The following is a 25,161-nucleotide window of genomic DNA, read 5'->3' on the forward strand; positions in this document are numbered from 1 at the left end:
AAGATGTCATTTACTGATACAAAAAGAGTTTCGGTGATTAGCGCAGTCCGGTAGCGCATCTGGTTTGGGACCAGAGGGTCAGAGGTTCGAATCCTCTATCACCGACCAATCATAGATAAGCCCCTCGAGCGATCGAGGGGCTTTTTCTTTGCCTGTCTTTTGTAAATAATACCAATCGTAATAAATAATTGATCATTCTAGCTTGTTAAAACGCTCGATAACTGTATTAGTATTTTTAATTGTAGAATAACTACTTATCTAAAAATCCTGCTTTGTTCTCAAGCGTTTTTCCTGCGCTATTTCTGATCACATGTTTACTGTGATTGGTATAACGCATAGAAACGAAAAAGGCTCACCTAGGTGAGCCTTTTCTATATCTGCTAGCGCCTAAATCTGCTTGGCGTAACTTGTCTTAATAGTCAGTAACCTTGGAGCCGTCCTGGGAAGCCCTTTAGCGCGCCAGTTTTCTGATGAGACGATAGAGCAGAAAAATCAGGACACCGCCGATCACCCCAACCAGGTGGGCCTCGGTGGCGACCCTGGCATCGATAAGCTTAGTGATCTGATCAGTGGCGCCGTAATACTGCTCGTAGGCAACCTTAAAGCAGACGCCGGCAAACAGCAGGTAGCCCGAGCGGATCTTCATCTGAATATCTTTGAGGGCACCATAGGCAAACAGGCCATGAAGCATGCCGCTGAGGCCCACATAACCGCCTAAGGTTGGGAAAAACCAGTAGAGTCCTAATCCTTGCAGCAGACAGAGCAGGGCAAACAGCAGGGAAAAATTGGCCGCGCGGTAGTGGTTTTCGTGCAGAAAACTGATCACCCAGAGCCCGGCAAGGTTCATCAATAGGTGCCAGTGATTGGTATGCAGCAGATTGCCTGTCACTAGGCGCCACCACTCTCCATGGGCAATGGCGCTGCGTCTAAAGGCAAGCGTAGCGTCTAGATGGAGAAAATAGAGCAGGCTGCAGAGTATAGTGATCCCAAGCACCACGCCGTAAGGGCTGGCACGCGAAGTCAGCCGACCTAACATTTGCCATCCAGTTCGGCCATGACACCGACTTTATCATCCAGGTAGTCCGCCAGCCCCTTGGCCCTAAGCAGACACGCGGGGCAGGTGCCACAGCCGCTGCCGACGATGCCATTGTAACAGGTGAGGGTCTGGTCTCTGACTAGCTCCAGGCTATGGTACTTGTCGGCCAGTGCCCAGGTCTGAGCCTTATTGAGCCACATTAGCGGGGTGATTAGTTTAAGCTCGCGATCCATTCCCTGCTCCAATGCCGACTGCATCGCCTTGATGAACTGGTCGCGGCAATCGGGATAACCAGAGAAGTCGGTCTCGCACACGCCAGTTATCACGGCTTCGGCGCCCAATTGATAGGCGTAGATCCCGGCTAAGGTCAGAAACAGTATGTTACGGCCTGGCACAAAGGTGTTGGGCAGGCCGTTGTCCATCAATTCGTTGGAGACAGGAATAGCATCTCGGGTGAGGGCGGAGATCGCCAGCTCGTTCAGCACAGTCACGTCCAATATCTTGTGGCTGGCAACCTTGAGTTCCTTGGCCAACTTGGCGGCGGTGGCGATCTCTTCGCTATGGCGTTGACCATAATCGAAAGTAACGGCGTGCACCTCATCGTATTGATTCAGGGCTTGAATTAAACAGGTGGTGGAATCTTGTCCGCCACTAAACACGACAACAGCTTTAGACATTTAATCTGTCCGGATAGAAAATTTGCCGATAGTTTAACTGACCGTGGAGACCTTGCAAATTTTCTTGTCGCTATTGCCATTCCCGGTGGTCAATTTGGTGAAACCTTGGGGAATTAATGGGGTTATACTTGCTTGTAGGGGCAAAATCTTCTATAAAAGCCGCCCGCATGTGACGAGGTTAAAGATGAAGTATCCGGTTAATGAAGTTTTTGAAACCATCCAGGGTGAAGGTGTGTACACTGGTGTGCCGGCGATCTTCGTCCGTCTGCAGGGCTGCCCTGTGGGGTGTTCCTGGTGCGATACCAAACATACTTGGGAAACCTTAGCCGAGAATCGCGTCTCCCCCGAGCAAGTGATCCAGGTGGACGGCACCATTGGCCGCTGGGCCGAATTGGATGCCCGTGAGTTGCTGATGCACTTTAAGGTGCAGGGCTTCAGCGCTAAACATGTGGTGATCACTGGCGGCGAGCCCTGTATCTATGATCTTTTCGCCTTGACCCAGGCCTATGCCGATGCGGGCATGCAGTGTCAAATCGAGACAAGTGGTACCTTCGACGTGTTGGTCGATCCCCGCGCCTGGGTAACGGTATCGCCTAAGATCAACATGAAGGGTGGTTACAAGGTGCTAGAGCAGGCACTGGAGCGCGCCGATGAGATCAAACACCCAGTCGCCAAGGCCTCGCATATTGAGGAGCTGGATGAGCTGCTTAAAGGCATAGACACCCTGGGCAAGACCATCTGCCTGCAGCCTATTAGTCAGAAGCCTAGAGCCACCGAGCTGGCGATGAAGGTCTGCATCGAGCGTAATTGGCGCCTCTCTATTCAGACCCACAAATATTTAAATATCGATTAGCTGGTAGTAACAGATAAAAAACGGCGCATTGGCGCCGTTTTTTGTTTATACCAATCACAGTAAATATGCGATCAGAAATAGCGCAGGAAAAACGCTTGAGAACAAAGCAGGATTTTTAGATAAGTAGTTATTCTACAATTAAAAATACTAATATAGTTATCGAGCGTTTTAACAAGCTAGCATGATCAATTATTTATTACGATTGCTATTAGCTCACGTCGAGCCTATTCATCCCAGTTCTTGGACTAAAAACGCTGCGCGTTATTCCAAGTGTCCCGTCTGATTAAAGGCCGTTAGCTTGGCCTGATACTGGCTGATGTCACCAATATGTTGTGCTACCCACTCACTGTCGTAGTAGGTGTCTAGGTAGCGCTCACCCGAGTCACACAGCAAGGTGACGATGGAGCCGCTCTGGCCGTTGGCGTGCATCTCGCTTGCAAGTTGCAGCGCGCCATAGAGGTTAGTGCCTGTTGAGGGACCCGCCTTGCGACCAATCAGCGCCTCTAACCAATAGATGGTGGCGATCGACGCGCTGTCGTCAATCTTGACCATATGATCGACCACCCCTGGAATGAAGGAGGGCTCGGCCCTGGGTCGCCCTATGCCTTCGATGCGACTGGCACCGGCGCAGCTGATGCTGGCATCACCGCTGTGGTAGTAGTCGTAGAATACCGAGTTTTCCGGGTCCACCACACATAACTTTGTCTTGGCGCATTGATAGCGAATATAGCGGCCTATGGTGGCCGAGGTGCCGCCCGTGCCTGGGCTCATCACTATCCAACTGGGAACGGGATGTGGTTCTCGCTGCATCTGCTCGAAGATGGAGTTGGCGATGTTGTTGTTACCGCGCCAGTCGGTTGCCCGCTCGGCGTAGGTGAATTGGTCCATATAGTGACCCGACAGCTCGTCGGCCAGTCGCTGTGATTCGGCGTATATCTCACTCGAATGGTCGACGAAGTGGCAACGGCCGCCATAGAACTCTATCTGTTGTATCTTCTTCTTGGCGGTAGAGGCGGGCATGACTGCAATAAAGGGTAGGCCAAGCAGACGCGCGAAATAGGCCTCGGATACGGCTGTGCTGCCCGAGGAGGATTCTATGATGGGCGTATCTTGGGTGATCCAACCGTTACACAGGGCGTAGAGAAACAGGGATCTTGCCAGACGGTGCTTAAGGCTGCCGGTGGGATGGGTGCTTTCATCTTTTAGGTAGATATCGATGCCGGGCAGCATAGGCAGTTCCAGCTTGATCAGATGGGTGTCTGCACTGCGTTGATAGTCTGCCTCGATCTTGGCGATGGCCTGGTTGACCCAAGATTGATTCATTGTGGCTCCTGAGGTTATCGAGCGGATAGTCGTTATAGCTTAACGAAATAAATTATAACGAAAAGGAAAATCGAAAATAAATGCGACGGATAACAGGGAGTGCTGGCCGTGAGGGAAAATCTTGGGACGCTGAAAGAATGATCCGCTAATTAATAGACTAAGCAATAGTCATCGAATCAGTGCATTAACTAAAGCATTAACTAAAGCATTAACTAAGGGAGTAACATCATCTAAATGATGACAATGATGAAGCGAAGTTTTGAAATTAGGAACTAAATGATGCACAGATAATGCGAGAGAAAAAATGGTGGAGGGAGAAGGATTCGAACCTTCGAAGGCTGAGCCGTCAGATTTACAGTCTGATCCCTTTGGCCACTCGGGAACCCCTCCATATTTTTTGGTACAGCAGCACAAGGTAATAATGAGATAAAGATGGTGGAGGGAGAAGGATTCGAACCTTCGAAGGCTGAGCCGTCAGATTTACAGTCTGATCCCTTTGGCCACTCGGGAACCCCTCCACGAGTATCTCTTTATTACATTGTAGGCAAATGGTGGAGGGAGAAGGATTCGAACCTTCGAAGGCTGAGCCGTCAGATTTACAGTCTGATCCCTTTGGCCACTCGGGAACCCCTCCTCAATTGCGGCGGAAATAGTAGTCAGAATCCTTGGCGCTGTAAAGTCCCAATTTAAAATAATTGCTAAAGTTATGGCGTAAGCGGTCGATTAAATAGCAACGAGCTGTTTTATTGATGTTTTTTTATGCGAACTAGTCAGTTGATCATCAACGAGAATCAATTAGGGACCCGACTCAACCAGGCGATAGTCGATCATCGCCGGGGAGAATTTGGTCTGCTGCTGGCCATGTTGTCAAACGATGCCAGAGATATGGCGCAGTTTCATCTGGATCAGGCGCCAAACGATGTTGAGACAAAACTCAAGCGTCAATTTGAGTTACCCGAGCCACAGGCGCTGACTAGCGCACTGCATCTGGGTGAAGACAGAGACAATAGCGAGCAGTTTCACCAGGCAGGGCTAAGCGGCTTTCATCTGCAGCAATATCTGAGTCCCGAACCTTTAGTCCACAGAGGACGGGATCCGCTGGCGATGCAAGAGGTGCTGGCTAACTGCGATCCCATTACTCTGGCGCGTTTTCACAATGAACTCGATGCCGACGCACCTAGTTTGGAATTACCGCATTTTGCCGAGCAGATCGTCAGGCAACGTGCGTTAGGAGACATTTTGGCTTAGTTTTAAGTGCGGTAGCTCGGCTTTTGCTATATATAGCTATGAGCATTTTCAGTTAAAAGGTTAAGGGTCAAAATGAAAAAGATTCAAGAGGGTCAATCAGAGTTGGTAAACGATACCTGTAACGATTGTGGTAGCTATGCCGATATCGGCGCCGTGATCGATGAGTTTGATACCGTACTGACTCTGGTACGTGATGGAGAGAACGCCCAAAGTGAGTTGCAAGCCATGGCACAGGCGGCTAAGCAGCGTTTCGAGGGGGTTGAGAGTGAGATCAAGGCAGTAGAAGGTGGCCAGGAGCTGCGCCTCACTTTTGGCTACAGCGCCGAGAAGATGATTTTCCAACTCGAACATGGTCTCTAGCGGCGCCATCGAGATTAGCTTGCTAATTAGCGAGTTATTCGTGTAATGTGCAAAAATTGAACATTTAATAATAACAATAACATCTATGTTGTTACCGCCTTTGGTGGTTTTTACCTCGGTAACCTTTTATCGGCAGAAGGTTATCGGCAGTAGGATTTTATGACCAAGCGCCAATTTCAACATCTGCTTGAAACCATAGTCAATTCAACGCAAAAACAAGAAGGTCTGTTTAAAGAGACGGCCGAGCTTGCCTGCGATCTGCTCAATCAGTCCCTCGAGGTGGACAACATAGGTGTTTGTCTGTTTTCTGGCAGCCAGGCTTGTGAGCTCATCGCTCATACAAGTTTGCAAGGCCAGACTTCACGCCCCGCGCAATCCCTATGTCCTAATTATTTCGATCAGCTCAAACGCAGTCGCACCATAGACGTAATCGACGTCGAAAATGATGGCCGTATCGCCGAATTAGTCGATTACCTCAATGAAAATCGGGTGGTCTCGCATCTTGATGTGGCAATTCGTATCAATGGACACCTAGAAGGGGTGCTCTATCTCGAATCGGGTCAGCTCCATGAATGGCCAGAGAGCGAGAGCCATATCGTTTCCCAGGTCGCCGATCAGCTGGCATTGACCCTGGCGACGCAACGAGCTTACGACACAGACGAGCGCCTGAGCCTGTTTTTAAAGGCTATCGAACAGTCGGAGCAGATCAGCATGGTGGTCAACCTGGCCACAGATAAGATTGAATATGTTAATGGCGCACATCATGCCATCTCAGGTGTGCCAAAGCAGCAGATCTTGGGGAAACCCTTAGCTTGTCTGGATTTCTTTAAGCAGTCGCCGGTCCAGGCCGACGCCGTGCTGGCCCAAGTCAAGCTGGGTAAGATCGCCAAGGGAAATACCCAGTTGACCCGTCGAGATGGTGAGAGTTACTGGCTTCGTTATCGGGTTCGCCCCTTTACCACCCCAAGGGGCAATCACTACGCCCTAGTGACCGCGGAAGATTGTTCAGAAGAGTTGGTGCAGCAGAATGAACTCGAGCGTTTGGCTTGGCGCTGCTCGCTAACCGGCCTCTACAACCGTAGCTATTTCAATCGCGCATTGGAAAAGACACGCAGTGGCCACCTGATGCTGATCGATCTCAGGGGCTTTAAGCGCTTCAACGATACCTACGGCCATGAGAAGGGCGATAGCCTGCTGATCGAGGTGGCACGCCGCATCAAACACTTTGCCAGCGTCAAGAAGGCGGAGCTGATGGCCCGTGTGGGCAGCGATGAGTTTGCCTTGGTGCTTGAGGGTATCGAGGATGAGCAGAGCCTGGACTACGCCATCAAGCGTCTCTATCACCAGTTAAATCTGCCTGTCCAGGTGGGCGCCGAATCTTTCGAGGCTAAACCTGCACTGTCGGTCGTCGAGATAAACGCGCTAGAGGCAGGTTTTTCGGCGCTCACCTGCGCCGATATTGCGGTGCAGTATGCCAAGAAGAAGCAGGGGAGTGCGATACAGATCTTTAATCATGCCTTGTTAAAGTCGTTCAAAGAAGATGCTCAGATTGAGCGGGATCTGCAGGCGGCGCTAAAGAATCGTGAGTTTGAGCTCTATTATCAACCCCTGAAAGATCTCGGCCGTCAGGCCTATATTGGCGCCGAGGCGCTGATCCGCTGGCATCATCCCAAGAAGGGGGTTCTCTATCCCGGCGCCTTTATCGATATCGCCGAGCAGACCGGTATGATCGCGGCCATAGGCGAATGGGTGTTAGAGGCGGCGTGTCGCCAGCTTAACCTGTGGCAGCACCATAACATTAACCTCTCCATGCATGTGAATGTCTCTGCGCGCCAGTTTTTCAGTACTCAGCTCTATGATCAGGTGTGGCAACTGGTGACTCGTTATCGTATTCGGCCCAACACCCTGATTTTGGAGATCACCGAGACCGAGCTGATGGAAGATGTGGTCTATGCGACCCATCTGTGCAAGGAGTTGGCCGAGTTAGGGGTAGGGCTGGCCATCGACGATTTTGGCACGGGTTACAGCTCGATGCGTTATTTGAAGCAGTTCCCCATCTCCAAGTTGAAGATAGACAGATCTTTCATCTCAGATCTCAGTGTCAGCCGTGAGAGTCGCGAGATCATCAGTGCCATCATTGCCATGGCCAAGGCGCTCAATCTATCGCTGACAGCCGAGGGGGTCGAGACCGCCGAGCAGGAATCTTTCCTGTCGGCGTTAAGCTGCCATCAGGCGCAAGGTTTCCTCTATAGCCCGGCGCTGCGAGAAGCCGAGTTCAGCCAATTCCTTCGAGCCAATACAGAGAGACCGCTGCATTAATCTGGCCGCAATAGTCGGTCAGCATTGATAGGCAGGCGCAAGCTTTTGAGATGTTAGATAAATAGCCGCGAGTCTGTGAGATTGCTTGCCTATTGACGTGTCTAATGGCTCTGCCTGATAGCCCAGTCTAATGGCCCAGTCTGATAGCTAAATGACCTTCTTAGATGAGTTTCCCAGCAGTATTGGTTTTCTACGCTGCCTTACTATTTAAGACAGCATTGCTTAAACTTCTTACCACTCTGACAGACGCAGGGATCGTTGCGTTTAGGGTATTTGGGCAAGAGTTGCTCACCCTGGGTGTACCACCAGCGACCATCCTGTTTAACAAAGTCTGAGATCTCATGAATTGCATCCAGTCCATCTTCAGCCCGATACCAGGCGTGAAACTCAACCATTCCCTTATTCTGTTCGCTGCTACTCTTGTTGACGCTGAGCGCCAGCCAGTGAGTATGATTCTCCTGGTCGAGGATCTGCACGCTCAGGCCGTTAAGATAGTCGTGATGATGGGTATCGATAAGATACTGATGGCGTTTGAGCACAAACGCCGAATAGCGGCTGCGCATCAAGGATTCAGGATCCGGCGGGATGCTGCCGAGATGATAAGGTTCACAACACTCTTTGTAACTTAGCGGCTTATCTTTTACCGACCTGCCACAGGGGCAAGGGAGGGAGGGATTAGTCATGTTTGCTGCTTGACTCGCTCAGGGTCGAAAACTGGCGACCATAATAGAGGTTAGGTAAGGGCTTGGCACTATAGTAAAACGACGGCTCAGAGCGATTGTTGGTATCTACCGTAAGGTACCATTTGCCGTCCGTCTTCTTCTTGGAGACGATCACAAACTTGCCGGCAAACTCACTTACCGGTTCTTCGGTTTCTTTAGGCGGGTAGAAACGGATCAGATAGTAGCCCACGTCGGTAGCCTGTTGCTTGTCCAGTTGACGCTCGACCACGCGAAAATCCACTTCTATCTGTGCATTCTTGTGTTTAATCTTGCCAAAGAAACTCTTGTAGAGCGCGATAATATTATCCCGCCCCATGGTGATCTCTTTATTCTGCTGTTCTGGGATGTAGCAGGCGTTTTCTGCATAAATATCTTGAATAACAGACTCATCGAGCTGTTCAAACGCGACGCTGAACTGCTTATAGAATTGATTTAAGGCGTCATTGTCATTCTTCTTGGCAAAGGCTTGGAAATTGAGAGCACAGAGCCCCAAGATAAGGACAAATTTGAAGAGTTTCATTTAGCTATACGCTGCTGCTAATACTAGGGTCACTATAATCCATCGCTTTTTGATGCGAAAGATTTAGTTCTTAACAAATTGTGTCTCCGGCGCCGGACGTTGTTTTTTTCTGCAATTAAACGGTTGTCCGCTTAACTCCTAGTCTTTCCCGCTACCATAGGTGATGTTGTTGAGCCGGTGTTGAGCCTTCCATGATGCTGTCTTGTTTTCTATAAGGCTCCTGGTGATTTTTGAGACGCTTAGTCTGCCATGGGTTATAGGAGGCTTGAGTTTTTGTGAGCCTAAACGGATACTTTTACCTGACTGGGATGCGACGCTTTACCCATGAGAAGCATTTCAGCCAGAGTGACCGTATAGTCGCGATGGATAGTCGTGATAAATAGTCATGATGGGATAGGAGCGGTGGGATAGGCGTGATGGATAGTTGTGGCAGATTGAGTAACAGGTTCGCCTGCACCAAAGTGATCACGCCGGTGTAGTTAAAGGCAGGAGTGGAGGAGATAGGCATGAGTGAAGATGACAGCGCTTTATTTCTCGCTTCTATGCAAGGTGTTAAGCCGTTAAAGGCAAATAATGCGGTCGCCCCGAGCCAAGGCGGGACGAGTCCGGAGGGGCAAAGACGCCACCAAGAGGCGCTGCGGCGCTTGGAGCTGGAGAAACTATCGCTCGAGTTGGATGATATCACCCCATTGGCGCCACAAGCCGTGGTGAGCGTTAAAAGCCAGGGGGTGCAGGGACAGGTGTTTAAGCTGTTTCGCCAGGGAAAGTATGAGATACAGGCCGATCTGGACTTAACCGGCTTGAGCTTAGCCAAGGCCAGAGAACTGCTTTATGATTTTGTTACCAATAGTCAGAGCTCTGGGCTGAGAAACCTCATCGTCATTCACGGTACGGGTGTGAATAGCCAGCCGATTCCGGCAAAGCTTAAATCTTATGTCAGCGCCTGGTTGGCCGAGATAGAGGGAGTACAGGCCTTTCACAGTGCGCCGCCTGCCTGGGGCGGTGCTGGTGCCATGATGGTGATGTTGGCCAAATCGGCCCAAGATAAGTTAGATACCGCAGAGCAGCATCACAAGGGCACTCATAGATGGGCCTAGTAATGAGAACGCCTTGAGTTGAGCTAACACTTATCGCTGGTCGACGATGGTTGTTTTAATCAGGCCCTAGTAAGCGCCGAAAAAAAACCACCTCCTATGGAGGTGGTGAACGTCCGATTTAGGCTATGCCTGAAGGTTGCTCATGCTAAATACTGACTTTGTTTGTAACCAGCAAATAAAGAGAGGTAAATAGCATGAGCAGATACGAGTCAGCGTCGCATGTTTTCTACAGGTGCCAATATCACATAGTTTGGACTCCAAAGTATAGATATAGGATCCTAAGGAAGGTGCGAATAAGTCCCGTACTTGCTCTGCGTGTGCTTAAAGTGGATAGATGCAAGGCACAGTTTGCAGCGAATGGCCCTAGTCCTTCGCAAGAACTGTAACGCAGCAAATACCGCTGTAAGCCTCGCCCTGCGGGGCTTTGATAGCAACACCATTTCGGCGTTATTCAACTTCAGCAGGCCTCGGCATGCCCTCAGTTGAATGCCTTGAACTGTCGCTGCTATCAAAGCCAGAGCTGTGCGNGAAGGTTGCTCATGCTAAATACTGACTTTGGTTGTAACCAGCAAATAAAGAGAGGTAAATAGCATGAGCAGATACGAGTCAGCGTCGCATGTTTTCTACAGGTGCCAATATCACATAGTTTGGACTCCAAAGTATAGATATAGGATCCTAAGGAAGGTGCGAATAAGTCCCGTACTTGCTCTGCGTGTGCTTAAAGTGGATAGATGCAAGGCACAGTTTGCAGCGAATGGCCCTAGTCCTTCGCAAGAACTGTAACGCAGCAAATACCGCTGTAAGCCTCGCCCTGCGGGGCTTTGATAGCAACACCATTTCGGCGTTATTCAACTTCAGCAGGCCTCGGCATGCCCTCAGTTGAATGCCTTGAACTGTCGCTGCTATCAAAGCCAGAGCTGTGCGACGACTTGTTCGCACCTTCCCTAACTCAAGAGCCGAAACGAGCACTCATTCTGCGTCTAGCCGAGAAACTCATCCAGCTCATCGACCACCCTGGGCTTACTGTAGAGATAGCCCTGGGCCTGGTCACATCCCGCCGCCTCCAGGAAGGCCGCCTGCTCAGGCGTCTCGACCCCCTCGGCTATGATGCAGAGATTTAGCGCATGACCGAGGGCGATCACCGCCTTGGCAATCGCCGTGTTGTTACTGTCTCTGGGAATATCGCGAATGAAAGACTGATCTATCTTCAACTTATGTATGGGCAGGCGTTTCAGATAGTTTAGCGATGAATAGCCGGTACCAAAGTCATCCACCGACAGCTCTACGCCGAGCTCGCCCAGCTGTTTGAGCACCTCGATCACCGCCAGAGGGTCAGACATCATGCAGCTCTCGGTCACCTCGAGCTCCAGATACTCGGGCGGCAAGCCCATCTCGTCGAGCACCTGTTTGACCTGAGTGAAAAACTGCTTCTGTTGCAACTGAGGCCCGGCCACATTCACCGATATCCGCCCGAAGGTTTTCCCTTCGGCCAGCCAGGATGCGCCCTGAGCGGCCGCCTGTTTCAGCACCCACAGGCCTATCTCATTGATCAGGCCAATATTTTCCGCCACAGGGATGAACACCGCAGGCGAGATCACCCCGAGTTGCGGGTCTTCCCAACGCAGCAGCGCCTCGAAGCCGACGCATTGGCCAGTGCCCAATGCCAGCTTAGGCTGATACACCAGATAGAAGGCATCCTTGCTGATGGCATCGTGCAGGGCGCTCTGCAACTTAAGGTGCTCTACCGACGCCAGGGTCAGGGACTGGGTATAGAAGGCATAGTTGTTGCGGCCATTGGCCTTAGCCCTGTGCATGGCGGTATCGGCGTTGCGCAGCAGGGTATCGCCGCTATCACCGTCGCCGGGATAGATGGCCACCCCCATGCTGGCGGTCAGGCGCACACTGCCTTCATCATCCAGCAGGAAAGGCGCATCGAAGGCCTCGCGCAACCGACTCACCATGAGGGAGACACTATCGTCACTCTCCACATGGGGCAGCACGGCGATAAACTCGTCGCTACCTAGCCTGGCCAAGGTGGCTTCCTCACCCAGCTTCTGCTCCAGGCGCCTGGACACCACCATTAGGATGGCATCGCCGGTCACATGACCATAGCTATCGTTAATATGTTTAAACAGATCCACGTCGATGAAGATCAGCGCCAGTTGCGTCTCTTCACGGGCCGCGTGGCGCAGTTCCTGTTCCAGGTTGGCCGACAGCATCAGGCGGTTGGGCAGCTTGGTCAGTGGATCGTGATACACCAGCCTTGCCATCTCCTTCTCGCTCTGCTTCTGCGCCGAGATATCGGCGAACACGGCGACGAAATAGCGCACCTGATGGTCGTCGCCATACATGGAGCTGATGGTCAGCTGCTCGGGATAGATGGCGCCACTCTTGCGCCGGTTCCAGATCTCGCCATGCCACTTGCCATTGGTTAGCAAGGATTGCCACAGGCGTTCGAAGAAGGCCTTGTCGTGGCGGCCAGAATTCAAGATGCGTGGGTTCTCGCCCAGCACCTCTTCACGGCTGTAGCCGGTGATCTCGGTAAAGGCACCATGAACCTCGACGATATTGCCGTTAGCGTCGGTGATCACCACGCCTTCCACCGAGTTCTCGAAGATGTTGGCCGCCAGTTCCAGCTGTTCTTGGGCTGCCTTATGGGAGGTGATGTTACGGGAGATGCCGATCACCCCCTCTAGGATGCCATCGGATGAGACGACGGGGACCTTAGTGGTCTCAAGCCAGGAGTTGGACTGGTCGATATCTTTAGCCTCGCACTCGGCGGCCGTCACCTGCACGCCGCGTACGATAGACTCATAATCCCCCTGCACAAACTCTTCGGCCACCTCGGGGGAGAAGATCTCATGGTCGGTGCGATTAAGCAGCTCCTCCCGACTTCTTCCCCAGGCCACCTCGACACTGTGATTGATCAGTACATAGCGCCCCGCAACATCCTTCATCCATACATGCTCAGGCAGGCTATCGATAAAGAGCTGCAGGTCCACATTAGGTGTCTCTGACGGGGCTATTTGCAGCAACTGCTGGCGATGGTCCTGGTATAGGTTAGCCAGCCCATATTGCATTGACTGGCAGGTCAGTTTGACTAAGACGTCTAGCTGCTTGTCATGATGAGGTTGTTCTTTGGGCACCAGACACAGGGCGCCGAAGAGGGCCTGAGACGGCCAGAAGAGCGGATGCAGCACTATGCCGCCGACTCTTACCGGCTCTCGAGTACGATGGGGATGTTCGATATAGTCGCGAAACAGGGTGAGTCCCTGAGCGCAGAGCTGATGCACACTCTGGCGATGTGCCTCTGTGTCTCTGCACAGGCTGAGCATAGGTGCCAGGCCATCGGTCGCGGTTAAGGCCAGCAAAAAAAGACTGCCGTCAAATGCCAGGGCTAGGGTCTCTAGCGCTTCCTGCCAATCTTGCAATGCATCATCTGGAATCTTGATATCTATCACTATCCTTCTCCGAGAGTGACCGTGAACAAGGGCCTGTTTATCTTTCGCGTTCATTTTTGCAGTATTCTGTATCGCTTTTATACAAGGCAGAGCGATTGTAATGTGGTGTGCTACATCAATGAGCGATAACGCAGTAGAAAAATGATACAGACGCTGCCCGCAGGGTTCGTCTTGAGCACGTTCAACGCTTTGTTACTCGGCTTTTATATAGAACAACTATACTTCAAGCCTCATGCCGCGATTTGAACGTGCTCAATTAGAACAAAAATTGTTCTCAAAAGGTCAACAGGCCCTAGCACTCTCCCATCTTCCCTTCGCTATTTGCAAGCATATCGCCTATTCATGCTAATAGACACCCACAAACGCTAGAAAATTAACCCTAAATTAACAAAAGTATACGAGCCGCGACAAAAAGTGGCTCGTGGAGAAACTTAAGCCATCTTACACTAAAAATAGGATAGATTATCAGTGATTTAATCTAAAACTTCTGTTCGGATGGTTATTTAGCCTCCAATCGATAGCGATAAAAAAACCAGCCCTGAGGCTGGTTTTTAGTGTGGCGTAATGGCTTATCCCTGAGGACGCATTGCCGGGAAGAGGATCACGTCGCGAATGGTGTGAGTGTTGGTAAACAACATCACCAGACGATCGATACCTATACCCTGGCCCGCAGTCGGTGGCAGACCGTGCTCCAGCGCCGTGATGTAGTCGGCGTCGTAGAACATGGCTTCGTCATCACCCGCGTCTTTGGCATCAACCTGTGCCTTGAAGCGCTTGTCCTGATCTTCCGCGTCGTTGAGCTCGCTGAAGCCGTTGGCCACTTCACGGCCACCGATGAAGAACTCGAAACGGTCGGTAATGAAGTGGTTTTCATCGTTACGACGTGCCAGCGGCGAGATATCTGCCGGGTAACCTGTGATGAACGTCGGCTGCATCAGCTGAGGCTCGGCGGTTTCGCCGAAGATCTCTTCCAGCAGTTGACCACAGGTCCAGAACTTCTCGATCGTCATGCCCAGGCTCTTAGCCAGGTTACGCATAAACTCTACGTCTTTAACCTCTTCATAGGTCATCGACTGAATGGTCTCGTTGTCTGGGTTGTACTTCTTGATCGCGTCCAGCATGCTCAGACGCTCATAAGGGCCACCGAAGTCTATGGTGTGCTCACCGTATGGCAGCTTGGTATCACCCAGCAGATCTTTGGCGATTGAAGAGAGCATCTCTTCGGTCAGATCCATCAGATCCTTGTAGTCGGCATAGGCCATATAGAATTCCATCATAGTGAATTCTGGGTTATGGCGTGGCGACAGGCCTTCGTTACGGAAGTTACGGTTGATCTCAAATACACGCTCGAAACCACCAACCACCAGGCGCTTGAGGTAAAGCTCAGGCGCGATACGCAGATACATCTCGATATCCAGCGCGTTGTGGTGGGTAATGAAAGGACGCGCCGAGGCACCACCAGGGATGCTGTGCATCATAGGGGTTTCCACTTCCATGAACTCTTTGCTCACCATGAAGTTACGGATGGCGGTAACCACCTTAGAGCGCATGATGAAGGCCGCACGTGACTCTTCGTTCACGATGAGGTCTACATAACGCTGGCGGTAGCGGGTCTCCTGGTCGGTCAGACCGTGGAACTTCTCTGGCAGTGGACGCAGCGCCTTGGTCAACAGCTGGTACTCTTCCATGTTGACATAGAGATCGCCCTTACCCGACAGGTGCAGCTGGCCAGTTACGCCTATGATGTCGCCGATATCCAGCCCTTGATACTTGGCCTTAAGATCTTTCTGCACATCTTTACCGGCGTAAGCCTGGATGCGACCGCTCACGTCCTGGATCACCAGGAAGGGACCACGCTTGGCCATGATACGACCGGCGATAGAGCGCTGGACCTTCATCCCTTCCAGCTCTTCCTTGCTGTATTGACCATATTCGGCCTGAATATCTGCAGCCTTATGTTTTCGATCGAAGTTGTTCGGGTGACCGTTAGCAGGGCAAGAAACGCGAACGTGATCTAACTTGGCACGGCGCTCTGCAATTAACTTGTTTTCGTCTTGAGTTTGTTCAGTCATCTTCTTCTCTCGTTAAAGGCCAGATTTAAGGCTAGCTTCAATAAACTTGTCCAGATCGCCATCGAGGACGCTCTGGGTATTACGGCTTTCCACGCCGGTACGCAGATCTTTAATACGGGCATCGTCCAGCACGTAAGAACGGATCTGGCTGCCCCAGCCGATATCAGACTTGGCATCTTCGGCGGCTTGTTTCTCGGCGTTTTGCTTATGCATTTCCAATTCGAACAGCTTGGCTTTCAGCTGTTTCATTGCAGTGTCTTTGTTCTTGTGTTGCGATCTGTCGTTCTGGCACTGCACCACGGTATTGGTGGGCAAGTGGGTAATACGCACCGCAGACTCGGTACGGTTAACGTGCTGACCACCGGCGCCCGAGGCACGGTAGACGTCGATACGCAGGTCCGCCGGATTGATATCGATCTCGATAGAGTCGTCGATCTCCGGATAGACAAACACAGAGCAGAAAGAGGTGTGACGCTTACCCGAAGAGTCGAATGGTGACTTACGCACTAGACGATGCACCCCGGTCTCGGTGCGCAGTGAACCAAAGGCGTACTCGCCGGTAAACTTGACGGTAGCGCCCTTAATGCCGGCGACATCGCCGTCGGTCACTTCGATAAGCTCAGGCTTATAACCTTTAGCTTCACCCCAGCGCAGATACATGCGCAGCACCATGTTGGCCCAATCCTGCGCCTCTGTACCGCCTGAACCCGATTGAATATCAAGGTAACAATCTGAGGCGTCGTTTGGCCCGGAGAACATGCGGCGGAACTCTAACTCTTCCAGACGCTTCTCTAGGCTGGCCAGCTCGCTATTGGCGTCGTTGAAGGTGTCTTCATCTTCCTCTTCGACCGCCAGCTCCAGCAGGCCTTCCACATCTTCAAGGCCGCTGTCCATATCGTCTATGGTCTTGACCACGGCCTCTAACGAGGCGCGCTCTTTACCCAGGGCCTGGGCATTCTCAGGATTGTTCCAAACCTCGGCGCTCTCTAGCTCCCGACTGACTTCTTCTAGACGCTCACTCTTAGCATCATAGTCAAAGATACCCCCGAAGAAGTTGGGTGCGCTCGGCTAGCTCCTTGATTTTAAATTTAACCGGATTGACTTCAAACATGACTCTTTCTACTTAAAATTCGATTGGCAGGAATGCAAACGCGGTATTTTAACTCAATCGCCCCTGTTCGCATAGGGGCTGTTGACCTTCCCTGTTTATTTCTGCAGCAGTTTGTGGGCAATATCGACAAGGCTGAGCCGATGCGGTGTAGTCATTCGACATAAAGCGGCGATAACCCAGTATTAATGGCCGACAAACGCTGCCCTGAGGGTTCACCTAAACCCGCCCGGCTCATCGTAGTGAGCAACTGACATAGCCCACTGTCATAGCCCGCTAAACTAGTCCACTGGGCTTCATGGCTCGCGCCTCGAGCAAAACCCGTTTAGATGGAATAGACGTTGAACCTGGAAGATAAACAGCTCCTAGGGCTCCTCCTGCTAACTTGAACAAATTTCATCCTAAAGAGCAGTTGGCCCCCCCCCTAGTCGACAAGCGGGAGAATCGCCGCCCCTTTTCGACAGGCTGGCTATACTGTTCAATATGAAACAGTCGAACCAATGCTGCTATCACGAAGACGAAGGTTTCTCCTGCACCGAGCCGGCCGAAACCTCGGGACTCTGTTATTGGCATGATCCTAAAATCATTAAAGATAAGCCGGAAGATGTCGCCCGTCTGGAGGCCTTCGCCCGCAACGGCGGCATGCTGCGAGGCATCGCGCTCAAGCGGGCTAACCTGCCCGGTATCGATCTGGTGAGGCACCATCAGAAGACCGGCTTCGACATGAGCCATGCCGAGCTGTATCGCGCCAACCTACAGGGGGCGCACATGTTTAACCTCAACCTGCAACACGCCAGCCTGATGAAGGCAGATCTGCGCGAGGCCAACGTCCACTGCGCCAACCTAGTCGGCACTAACCTGCTGGGGATCAAGTGGAACGGCGCCAAGATAGAGAACATCAATACCGGCAAGGTGCTCAAGCAGGAACGCCTGGCCAAGGAGGCTGAACGATTAGGCGAAACCGAGATCGCCCTGGATTACTTCGAGCAGGCCGAAGAGATCTACCGGGATCTACGCAAGGCCGCCGAGCGGGAGGGATTATTTGCCATGGGCGGCGACTACCTGCGCAAGGAACTCACCATGCGCCGCCATCAGATGCCCAAATTCAGCTACTCGCGCATCCTCTCCAAGATGATCGACATCTTCTGTGGCTATGGTGAGGCCCCCACCCGGGTGATCGGCTTCTCCGTCGGCCTCATCTTAATCTGTGCCCTGCTCTACCTGTTCACCGGCCTCAACTACGATGGCAATATCCATGTGTTCAACTGGCACAACGATCTAAGCACTAACCTGTCGCTGCTGTTCAACTGCATCTACTACTCTGTCGTCACCTTTACCACTCTGGGCTATGGCGACTTTACCCCCATAGGCTATTCACGGGCGATCGCCGCCGTCGAGGCCTTCACCGGCAGCTTTACCATCGCCCTGTTCGTGGTGGTGTTCGTCAAGAAGATGACCCGCTAAAGCCAAAGTGTGATCCGCCTCAAATCAAGCCCTTCAAAGCATGGCGTAAGCCAACAAACCTAGCGCAATTTGTGAGCACCTCTGCAAATGCTGCACAAAAAATCACTACTAAGACCTGTGGTGAAAAAGGCTCTGGGTATACTCGATAAAACCTTGTTTCGCTAATTTACCGATACGCCTTCTTACCCATAGGCAATCCATAAAAACCATCAACGAGACCAAGGTTATCGAGCTCAAGATTGCCAAACTTAAGACTGTCGAGCTCAGGCTTAGATTCTAATAAAAGGTCCCTACCATGATAGAACTCACCTTCGACGGCCAGGTCGTCAAAGCCAACCGGGGCGACGATCTGCTCAGCACGGCCAAGGCCGCAGGCATAGCGATCCCAAATTTATGTCATCTGGGCAAGCAACTGGATGACAAACTCGCCGGTAAGCAAGATTGCAACCTCTGTTACGTCGAGGTACGAGACAGCCGAGGCGAAACCCGTACCCTCAAGGCCTGTAAGACACAGGTCGACGCGCCGCTCGAGGTGATCACCCATTCGGCCGCCCTAAGCAAACGCCGCCAGGCCGCCCTGAAACACCTGCTGAGCGATCACTTCGCCGACTGCGAGGCGCCCTGCCAACAGGCCTGCCCCGCCGGGGTAGACGTGCAGTCTTATCTGTTACATATCGCCCAGGGCAACCACAGAGAGGCGGTCAAGGKGATCAAACAGACACTGCCTCTGCCGCTCTCTATCGGCCGCGTCTGCCCGGCCTTCTGCGAGTCGGCCTGCCGCCGCGGCGAGCTGGACGAGCCCCTGGCGATTCGCCAGCTTAAGCGTCACGCCGCCGATTTTGATCTCGACAGCGAAGAGGCCTACGTCCCTCCCAAGGCGCCCGCCACAGGTAAACGCGTCGGCATCATAGGCAGTGGTCCAGCGGGGATCAGCGCGGGTTACTATCTCTCCAACGCCGGCCACGAGGTGACCATTTTTGAGTCCATGCCCAAGGCGGGTGGCTGGCTGAGATACGGCATTCCCGAATACCGTCTGCCCAAGGCGATCCTCGACCGGGAGATAGATCTCCTGTGCCAAAATGGCCTGATAATCCAGACCGATACCCGCCTTGGCCGCGACATTCACCTCAAGGAACTCGTCGATCAGTTCGACGCCGTGTGTCTTGCCATCGGCGCCCAGAAAGCCGTGCCCATGAACTACCCTGGGGTAGATCTCGAGGGTTGTTATCTCGGGGTGGATTACCTAAAGGATCACTGCACCGACAACCGCTACCATACGGGCAAAAAGGTGGCGGTGATCGGCGGCGGCAATACCGCCATCGACTGTGCCCGCACCGCCCTGCGTAAAGGCGCTGAGGTGACCCTGGTCTACCGCCGCACCCGTGATGAGATGCCGGCGGAAACCTATGAGATAGAAGAGGCCGAACACGAAGGCGTGCGCTTCTATTTCCTCACCAACCCTGTCGAAAACCATGGCGACGCCAATGGCCGTATCGAAGCTGTTACCTTCGAGAAGATGCGCCTTGGTGAGCCAGATGCCTCGGGCAGACGCTCTCCCCAGGCCACAGGCGAGACCTTTACCGAGGCCTTCGATACCGTGATCCCGGCCGTCTCCCAGACCCCGGACATGGAATTTTTGATCCATCCCGAGAGCCAGCTCTCGAGCGGCGAGGTGGCGCTGACTCGCTGGAATACCTTCTCCGGTTGTGAGCACACCATGTCATCCGGGGTCGAGAAGCTGTTTGTGCTTGGCGACTCGCGCACGGGCCCCGCCACGGCGGTGGCCGCGGTGGCCGACGGCCGTAAGGCCGCCAATGCCATCGAGAAGCTGCTCAGCGGCGAGCTGAGCTGCGAGCTGACGCCTGCGCCCTTTAACTCGCAAAAACAGACCGACAAGAAGCCTGATACCCGCCACTTCCCCGCACGCCTGTTGCAAGCCAAGGCCAAGATGCCCGAGCTGGCCATCGACAAGCGCCTAAGCAATTTCGACGAGATTGAACTTGGCTTCAACGATGAGGCGGCAATGCTGGAGGCCGCTCGCTGTCTCGAGTGTGGCTGCCAGGCCAACACAGAGTGCGCCCTGCGCGACTATGCCACCGAATACCGCATCGACGGCGCGGCGCTGGACAAGCAAGGCCACCGCGCCTTCACTCAGGATGACAGTACCCCCTTTATCAACTTCGATCCCAACCGCTGCATCAGTTGCGGCGCCTGCGTCAGCGCCTGCCATCAGCAATCGGGCCACAAGGCGATCTGTTTCGAGCCAGACAGCTACCTGGCCCTACCTCAGGAAAACGCCCAACAAGCCGTCCGTCAGGCCCCTCGCGCCGGTTTTCGCGCCACTATGGCCGACAGCCAGTGTGTGCAGTGCGGTAACTGTGTGCAGGTCTGCCCGACAGGGGCACTGACCGATGCCAGAGACAAGCGTCAGGGAGTCAAGGAACAGCTGAAGCAGACCTCCACCGTCTGTACCTACTGCGGTGTGGGTTGCCGTATCGTGATCCACAGCGATCCCGTGAGTAACGAGATAAAAAGGGTCACCGGCGACAGTCGCTCCCTAGTCAACGAAGGCATGCTCTGCGTCAAGGGGCGCTTCGGCTTCGACTTCATCAACAGCCAGCAACGCCTAACCCAGCCGCTGCTGCGCAAGGCGGGTGAGCTAGTGCCCGTCAGCTGGTCCGATGCTATTGACTACATAGGCAGTGAACTTAGCCGCATCAAGGCAGAACATGGCGGCAACGCCATCGCTGGCCTAGCATCGGCTAAGGCGACCAACGAAGATAACTATCTGTTCCAGAAGCTGTTTAGAAGCATCATCGGCACCAACAACATAGATCACTGCGCCCGCCTGTGCCATGCCTCTACGGTGACGGCCCTGCAGGAAAGTCTGGGCAGTGGCGCCATGACTAACGATATTCCGTCGATCAAATCGTCGGACCTTATCTTCATCCTGGGCTCGGATACCGAGGCGGCTCACCCCATCATCGCCTCCAAGATAAAGCAGGCGGTGAGTCAACATGGTGCCCGTCTGGTGGTGGCCGACCCCAAGCGGGTCAGCATCGCCGACCACGCCGAGCTCTACCTGCGTCACCGCCCGGGCAGCGACGTCATGCTACTCAACGCCATCATGCAACAGATCATTAAAAATGAGTGGCACGATAGCGACTACATCAAGCGGCGCGTCGACGGGTTCGATGAGCTCCTCAGTGAGGTTATGAAGGAAGACTACTGCCTGAGTAACGCGGCCAAGATCACTGGTGTAGAAGCCGATGAGATAGCAGATCTGGCGCACATGATAGGCACGGCGAAGAAGACGGCCGTCTACTACGCCATGGGGATCACCCAGCACACCTCGGGGCACGACAATGTCACCGCCATCGCCAATCTGCAGCTGCTATGCGGCAACATAGGCGTCGAAGGTGCTGGCATCAACCCTCTACGGGGCCAGAGCAATGTCCAGGGAGCCTGCGATATGGGTGCCCTGCCCAACTACTTCACCGGCTACCAGAAGGTGAGCGATCCCGAGGTGCAAGCCGCCTTTAGGCAGGCCTGGCAGCAGGAGTGGCTACCGGATCAGATAGGCCTGGCGGCCACCGAGATGATGCACGCACTGGCCCACGGCAAACTCAAGGCGCTCTATGTGATGGGGGAAAACCCTGTGCTGAGCGACCCAGACCAGGCCCATGTGATGCAGGGACTGGAATCGGCTGAGCTGCTGATCGTCCAAGATATCTTCATGACAGAGACCGCCCAGCTGGCTGACGTGGTGTTGCCGGCCGCCAGCTTCGCCGAGAAGTCTGGCCACTTCACCAATACTGAGCGTCGGGTGCAGCGTCTGCAAGTGGCCATAGATAGTCCGGGTCTGGCGCGCCGCGACTGGCAGATCATCACAGATATCGCCAAGGCCCTGGGCGCCGATTGGCACTATGAGGATGAGGAGTCCATCTGGCAGGAGCTGACCCGCGTCACGCCGCAATACCGCGGCATCAACTGGCAGGACACAGACCCGAGCATGCCAAAAGGCTTGTTGGGTAAGCAGTGGCCCTGCCCCGAGCCGGGCCATGAAGGCACTAGCCTGATGCATAAAGAGCGCTTTACCCGCGGGCTTGGCAAGATGACGCCAGTTGGCTACCGGCTGCCGGCCGAGCTACCCTGTAAAGATTATCCCTTCACCCTGTCGACGGGTCGTCTGCTGGAGCAGTTCCACACCGGCACCCTGACCCGCAAGACGGACGGTCTCAATACCCTGGGGGCACCCAGAGTAATGATGTCCGCCATAGACGCCGATCGTCTGGGGGTGAACAACGGCGACGTGCTGACCCTGTCGACTCGCCGCGGCAGCATCAACATCGCCGCCTTTGTCACACGACGAGCCCAGCCGGGAGTGCTCTTCCTGCCGTTCCACTTTGCCGAGGCAGCGGCTAATAAGCTGACCAATAATGTGCTCGACCCAGTGGCCAAGATCCCCGAGTTTAAGATCTGCGCCGTCAAGGTCGAGAAGGCCAGCGAGGCCATCTACTGGCCCTGATGCCCGGCGGATAGTCCAGGCTGAAATGCCTGAATGATAGACCTAGCTGATAAACTGATGAAAAAAAGGCCGTAACTTAGGTTACGGCCTTTGTCTATTTTTTAGCACTTTGACTCGGCAGAGGCATAGCTCCCACAGAGCCTTAAACTGCCCCTTGAACCTTAAACAGCCCCCTAGACCTTAAACAGCCCCCTAGACCTTAAACTGTCCGACCAGGGTATCGAGATTGCGTCCCTCGTTGGCCAGTCCCTGACTGGTATCCGAGGCGCTGTTACTGGCCTGCAGCAGCTCGTTGACGATCTCCTGAATCGCAAACACGTTGCGGTTGATCTCCTCGGTCACCGAACTCTGCTCGGTGGCCGCGGTGGCGATCTGGGTACTCATGTCGTTAATAGAGGTCACCGCCGAGGTCACCGCGCCCAGGCTGTCTGAGATAGCCCGCGACGAGGTCACAGAGCGATGACAGCTCTGCTGACTCGACTCCATGCTGTTCACCGCCAGCGACACTAGGTTGTGTAACTCTGACAACATCTCATTGATCTCTAAGGTACTGGCCTGTGTCCGGCTGGCCAAACTGCGCACCTCATCGGCCACCACGGCGAAGCCGCGACCCTGTTCGCCAGCGCGGGCCGCCTCAATGGCGGCATTGAGTGCAAGCAAGTTGGTCTGTTCGGCTATGCCACCAATCACACTCAGTACGCTGTTTATCTTCTGTGACTGCTCGTTGAGAGAATTGATATGTCCTGCCGCCATATCGATTTCGGCCATCAGGGTCGACACCTCATGCAGCGAGCTATCGACACACTCCTGAGCATTGCCCACATCCTGGGTCGCCGCCTGAGTGGCCTCGGCAACCTGAGTCGTGCTCATGGCCACCTCAGAGGCGGTCGCCGACATCTCGGTAATAGCCGTGACCACCTGATCCGTCTCGTTATTATGGCTAATCAACTGCTTCGCCATAGCAGCGGTTTGAGATGAGATGTTATCCGCACCGCTCTTTACTTCAACCGTAGCTCTGGCTACATCCTTGATGATCCCCTGTAGCTTATCGACAAACTGGTTGAAGGCGCGGCCCAGCATGGCGATCTCATCGCTGCCCTGTACACTAAGGCGCTTGGTTAGATCTCCTTCGCCTTTGGCGATATCTTCGAGGTTCTGCACCATGTTACGTATAGGATTAACCATACGCTGAGCAGCAAACAAGATCACCACAGCAGTAATAGCTACCAGTACCAAAGCGAAGAGCATAATCATCATCGCCTTCTCTTTCATGTGCAGTGTCATCACCTCACGATAACTGTCCACCTGGGCATCGATGTCGTCGGTATAGGCGCCGGTTCCTAGAATCCAATCTCTACCGGGTATCGTTGCTGCGTAGCTGATTTTAGGAACTAAACCCACGACACCTGGCTTCGCATGCTTATAGGCAAAGAAGCCATCGCTACGGCGAGCGGCATCGATCAGTCCAACCACCACTTTCTTACCATTGGGATCTGTCATGCCGATCATATTCTTGCCTTCCTGATCCGGCTTCACGGCATGAAAAATGCTGATACCATTAAAGTCATAGATGAAAAAATAGCCTGCACTGCCGAAACGCACATTACGCAGCGCCTTATTCACATCTCCCGCATCACCGAGACTCATCTGATAATTAACAATTTCAAGAGCAATCTGAACTTGCTCCTGTAACAGCGCCTTTCTCTCTTTATAGAGACTCTCTTTAAAAGTCTCCATATTCTCTTCGAGAGAGTTGGACTCAAGGATATAGGTAATTGAAACTAAGAATAGAAAACTCAATATCAGGGGTAGGAGAGCAAATACCAACAGCTTATTCTTCATTTTTAATTGCCACATGACCAACTCCAACAGGGTTTGTTACACTTGTAATTAAAATATAGCCAAAAAGTTGCAGCACCAGCATCTAATGTTAAATAAATTGTATTAGATCAATAATCCTCACTAACTTGCCCATTTTTTCCGCTTAACGAAAAAAGCCAGCTCTCCTTACTTGATTAACGTGCTAGCTTGCAGCGTAGGCCTGCAAACATCAGCCGCAGCATCAGGGCTGCGAAACCGAATGCACCAGCGTCATCTTTTTCTTCGAATTCGGGTTGGTCTCTATCAAGACAAGATAGGCATCACATTTATCGCCGACGATGGGCCCGGCTTCGAAGGCAAGGGCAAGCAGCTACTGGCCGCCTTCGCCCGGGATAAGGAGCAGGCCGATGATTCCGGCTATGGTCTGGGGCTCTACATCGCCCGTAAGATAGCCATCTGGCACCAGGGTCGGTTAGAGGTGGCCAGATCCAGCCAGCTGGGCGGCGCCAGCCTCACCCTCATCTGGCGTAACCAACAAGCTTAACTCAATGG

17 protein-coding genes, 4 tRNA genes and 2 pseudogenes are annotated in these 25,161 nt (G+C 53.1%); 11 read left to right on the top strand and 12 right to left on the bottom strand.

What is annotated here, in order from left to right; translation table 11 throughout:
* Positions 1 to 31 precede the first annotated feature (31 nt).
* Positions 32 to 108, top strand: a tRNA-Pro gene (locus tag L1D47_RS07395).
* 343 nt (positions 109 to 451) lie between these two features.
* On the opposite strand, the gene rrtA is transcribed toward L1D47_RS07395, so the two are convergent.
* Both rrtA and queC read right to left on the bottom strand, forming a co-directional pair.
* The gene (gene rrtA, locus L1D47_RS07400; protein WP_239883643.1) at positions 452 to 1,036 is read right to left on the bottom strand and encodes a rhombosortase; all 585 of its coding nucleotides are present in this window, start codon (positions 1,034 to 1,036) and stop codon (positions 452 to 454) included.
* On the bottom strand, positions 1,030 to 1,713 hold the full coding sequence (gene queC / locus L1D47_RS07405; RefSeq protein ID WP_239883654.1) for a 7-cyano-7-deazaguanine synthase QueC: 684 nt from the start codon (positions 1,711 to 1,713) through the stop codon (positions 1,030 to 1,032). The genes rrtA and queC overlap by 7 nt, the downstream gene beginning before the upstream one ends.
* A gap of 184 nt (positions 1,714 to 1,897) precedes the next feature.
* Here queC and queE point away from each other — a divergent pair, with 184 nt between their 5' ends.
* A complete protein-coding gene (queE, locus tag L1D47_RS07410) occupies positions 1,898 to 2,566 on the top strand; it encodes a 7-carboxy-7-deazaguanine synthase QueE (RefSeq protein ID WP_239883656.1) in 669 nt (222 codons plus the stop codon).
* Positions 2,567 to 2,827: 261 nt separating this feature from the next.
* Here the strand turns inward: queE and L1D47_RS07415 are convergent, their stop codons facing one another.
* From L1D47_RS07415 to L1D47_RS07430, 4 genes are all read right to left on the bottom strand, one after another.
* Positions 2,828 to 3,889, bottom strand: coding sequence for a PLP-dependent cysteine synthase family protein (locus L1D47_RS07415; RefSeq protein WP_239883658.1), 1,062 nt, complete (start codon positions 3,887 to 3,889; stop codon positions 2,828 to 2,830).
* 305 nt (positions 3,890 to 4,194) lie between these two features.
* Positions 4,195 to 4,279, bottom strand: a tRNA-Tyr gene (locus L1D47_RS07420).
* A gap of 43 nt (positions 4,280 to 4,322) precedes the next feature.
* A tRNA-Tyr gene (locus tag L1D47_RS07425) sits at positions 4,323 to 4,407 on the bottom strand.
* A gap of 31 nt (positions 4,408 to 4,438) precedes the next feature.
* Positions 4,439 to 4,523: transfer RNA gene (locus L1D47_RS07430), tRNA-Tyr, on the bottom strand.
* A 125-nt stretch (positions 4,524 to 4,648) separates the two neighbouring features.
* Between L1D47_RS07430 and L1D47_RS07435 the strand changes: the two genes are divergently transcribed.
* The 3 genes from L1D47_RS07435 to L1D47_RS07445 all read left to right on the top strand — a co-directional run bounded on the left by L1D47_RS07435 (position 4,649) and on the right by L1D47_RS07445 (position 7,816).
* Positions 4,649 to 5,137 (top strand): VC2046/SO_2500 family protein, encoded by a 489-nt coding sequence (locus tag L1D47_RS07435; protein WP_239883660.1) that lies wholly within the window; start codon positions 4,649 to 4,651, stop codon positions 5,135 to 5,137.
* A 72-nt stretch (positions 5,138 to 5,209) separates the two neighbouring features.
* Complete coding sequence (locus L1D47_RS07440) at positions 5,210 to 5,497, top strand: DUF406 family protein (RefSeq protein ID WP_041511183.1); 288 nt, start codon at positions 5,210 to 5,212, stop codon at positions 5,495 to 5,497.
* Positions 5,498 to 5,656: 159 nt separating this feature from the next.
* A complete protein-coding gene (locus tag L1D47_RS07445) occupies positions 5,657 to 7,816 on the top strand; it encodes an EAL domain-containing protein (protein ID WP_239883673.1) in 2,160 nt (719 codons plus the stop codon).
* Between the two features lie 203 nt (positions 7,817 to 8,019).
* Here the strand turns inward: L1D47_RS07445 and L1D47_RS07450 are convergent, their stop codons facing one another.
* Both L1D47_RS07450 and L1D47_RS07455 read right to left on the bottom strand, forming a co-directional pair.
* A complete protein-coding gene (locus L1D47_RS07450; RefSeq protein ID WP_239883675.1) occupies positions 8,020 to 8,499 on the bottom strand; it encodes a YchJ family protein in 480 nt (159 codons plus the stop codon).
* The gene (locus L1D47_RS07455; RefSeq protein WP_239883677.1) at positions 8,492 to 9,058 is read right to left on the bottom strand and encodes a DUF4440 domain-containing protein; all 567 of its coding nucleotides are present in this window, start codon (positions 9,056 to 9,058) and stop codon (positions 8,492 to 8,494) included. Before L1D47_RS07455 ends, L1D47_RS07450 begins: the two co-directional genes overlap by 8 nt.
* Before the next feature lie 506 nt (positions 9,059 to 9,564).
* Here L1D47_RS07455 and smrA point away from each other — a divergent pair.
* The 3 genes and pseudogenes from smrA to L1D47_RS07470 all read left to right on the top strand — a co-directional run.
* Positions 9,565 to 10,155 (top strand): DNA endonuclease SmrA, encoded by a 591-nt coding sequence (gene smrA, locus L1D47_RS07460; protein WP_239883678.1) that lies wholly within the window; start codon positions 9,565 to 9,567, stop codon positions 10,153 to 10,155.
* 194 nt (positions 10,156 to 10,349) lie between these two features.
* A pseudogene (locus L1D47_RS07465) lies at positions 10,350 to 10,436 on the top strand (IS200/IS605 family transposase); the annotation flags it as partial.
* Between the two features lie 310 nt (positions 10,437 to 10,746).
* Positions 10,747 to 10,833: pseudogene (locus L1D47_RS07470) on the top strand (IS200/IS605 family transposase); the annotation flags it as partial.
* A 302-nt stretch (positions 10,834 to 11,135) separates the two neighbouring features.
* On the opposite strand, the gene L1D47_RS07475 reads toward L1D47_RS07470, so the two are convergent.
* From L1D47_RS07475 to prfB, 3 genes are all read right to left on the bottom strand, one after another.
* Positions 11,136 to 13,616 (bottom strand): bifunctional diguanylate cyclase/phosphodiesterase, encoded by a 2,481-nt coding sequence (locus L1D47_RS07475; RefSeq protein ID WP_239883690.1) that lies wholly within the window; start codon positions 13,614 to 13,616, stop codon positions 11,136 to 11,138.
* A gap of 569 nt (positions 13,617 to 14,185) precedes the next feature.
* The gene (gene lysS, locus L1D47_RS07480) at positions 14,186 to 15,688 is read right to left on the bottom strand and encodes a lysine--tRNA ligase (RefSeq protein WP_239883692.1); all 1,503 of its coding nucleotides are present in this window, start codon (positions 15,686 to 15,688) and stop codon (positions 14,186 to 14,188) included.
* Positions 15,689 to 15,700: 12 nt separating this feature from the next.
* A protein-coding gene (gene prfB / locus L1D47_RS07485) for a peptide chain release factor 2 (protein ID WP_239883694.1) occupies positions 15,701 to 16,799 on the bottom strand; the annotation gives its coding sequence in 2 pieces (ribosomal slippage) (positions 15,701 to 16,723 and positions 16,725 to 16,799; 1,098 coding nt in all).
* A gap of 480 nt (positions 16,800 to 17,279) precedes the next feature.
* Between prfB and L1D47_RS07490 the strand changes: the two genes are divergently transcribed.
* Complete coding sequence (locus L1D47_RS07490) at positions 17,280 to 18,260, top strand: pentapeptide repeat-containing protein (RefSeq protein WP_239883698.1); 981 nt, start codon at positions 17,280 to 17,282, stop codon at positions 18,258 to 18,260.
* 295 nt (positions 18,261 to 18,555) lie between these two features.
* On the top strand, positions 18,556 to 22,788 hold the full coding sequence (gene fdhF, locus L1D47_RS07495; RefSeq protein ID WP_239883699.1) for a formate dehydrogenase subunit alpha: 4,233 nt from the start codon (positions 18,556 to 18,558) through the stop codon (positions 22,786 to 22,788).
* Between the two features lie 192 nt (positions 22,789 to 22,980).
* On the opposite strand, the gene L1D47_RS07500 is transcribed toward fdhF, so the two are convergent.
* Entirely contained in the window at positions 22,981 to 24,645 is a 1,665-nt protein-coding gene (locus tag L1D47_RS07500) for a methyl-accepting chemotaxis protein (RefSeq protein WP_239883700.1), read from the bottom strand.
* A gap of 223 nt (positions 24,646 to 24,868) precedes the next feature.
* Here L1D47_RS07500 and L1D47_RS07505 point away from each other — a divergent pair, with 223 nt between their 5' ends.
* Positions 24,869 to 25,153: an ATP-binding protein gene (locus L1D47_RS07505; RefSeq protein WP_239883701.1), complete on the top strand. Its 285-nt coding sequence runs from the start codon at positions 24,869 to 24,871 to the stop codon at positions 25,151 to 25,153.
* Positions 25,154 to 25,161 lie beyond the last annotated feature (8 nt).

Origin of the sequence: Shewanella sp. Isolate7 (assembly GCF_022398425.1) — a bacterium.
GTDB lineage: Bacteria > Pseudomonadota > Gammaproteobacteria > Enterobacterales > Shewanellaceae > Shewanella.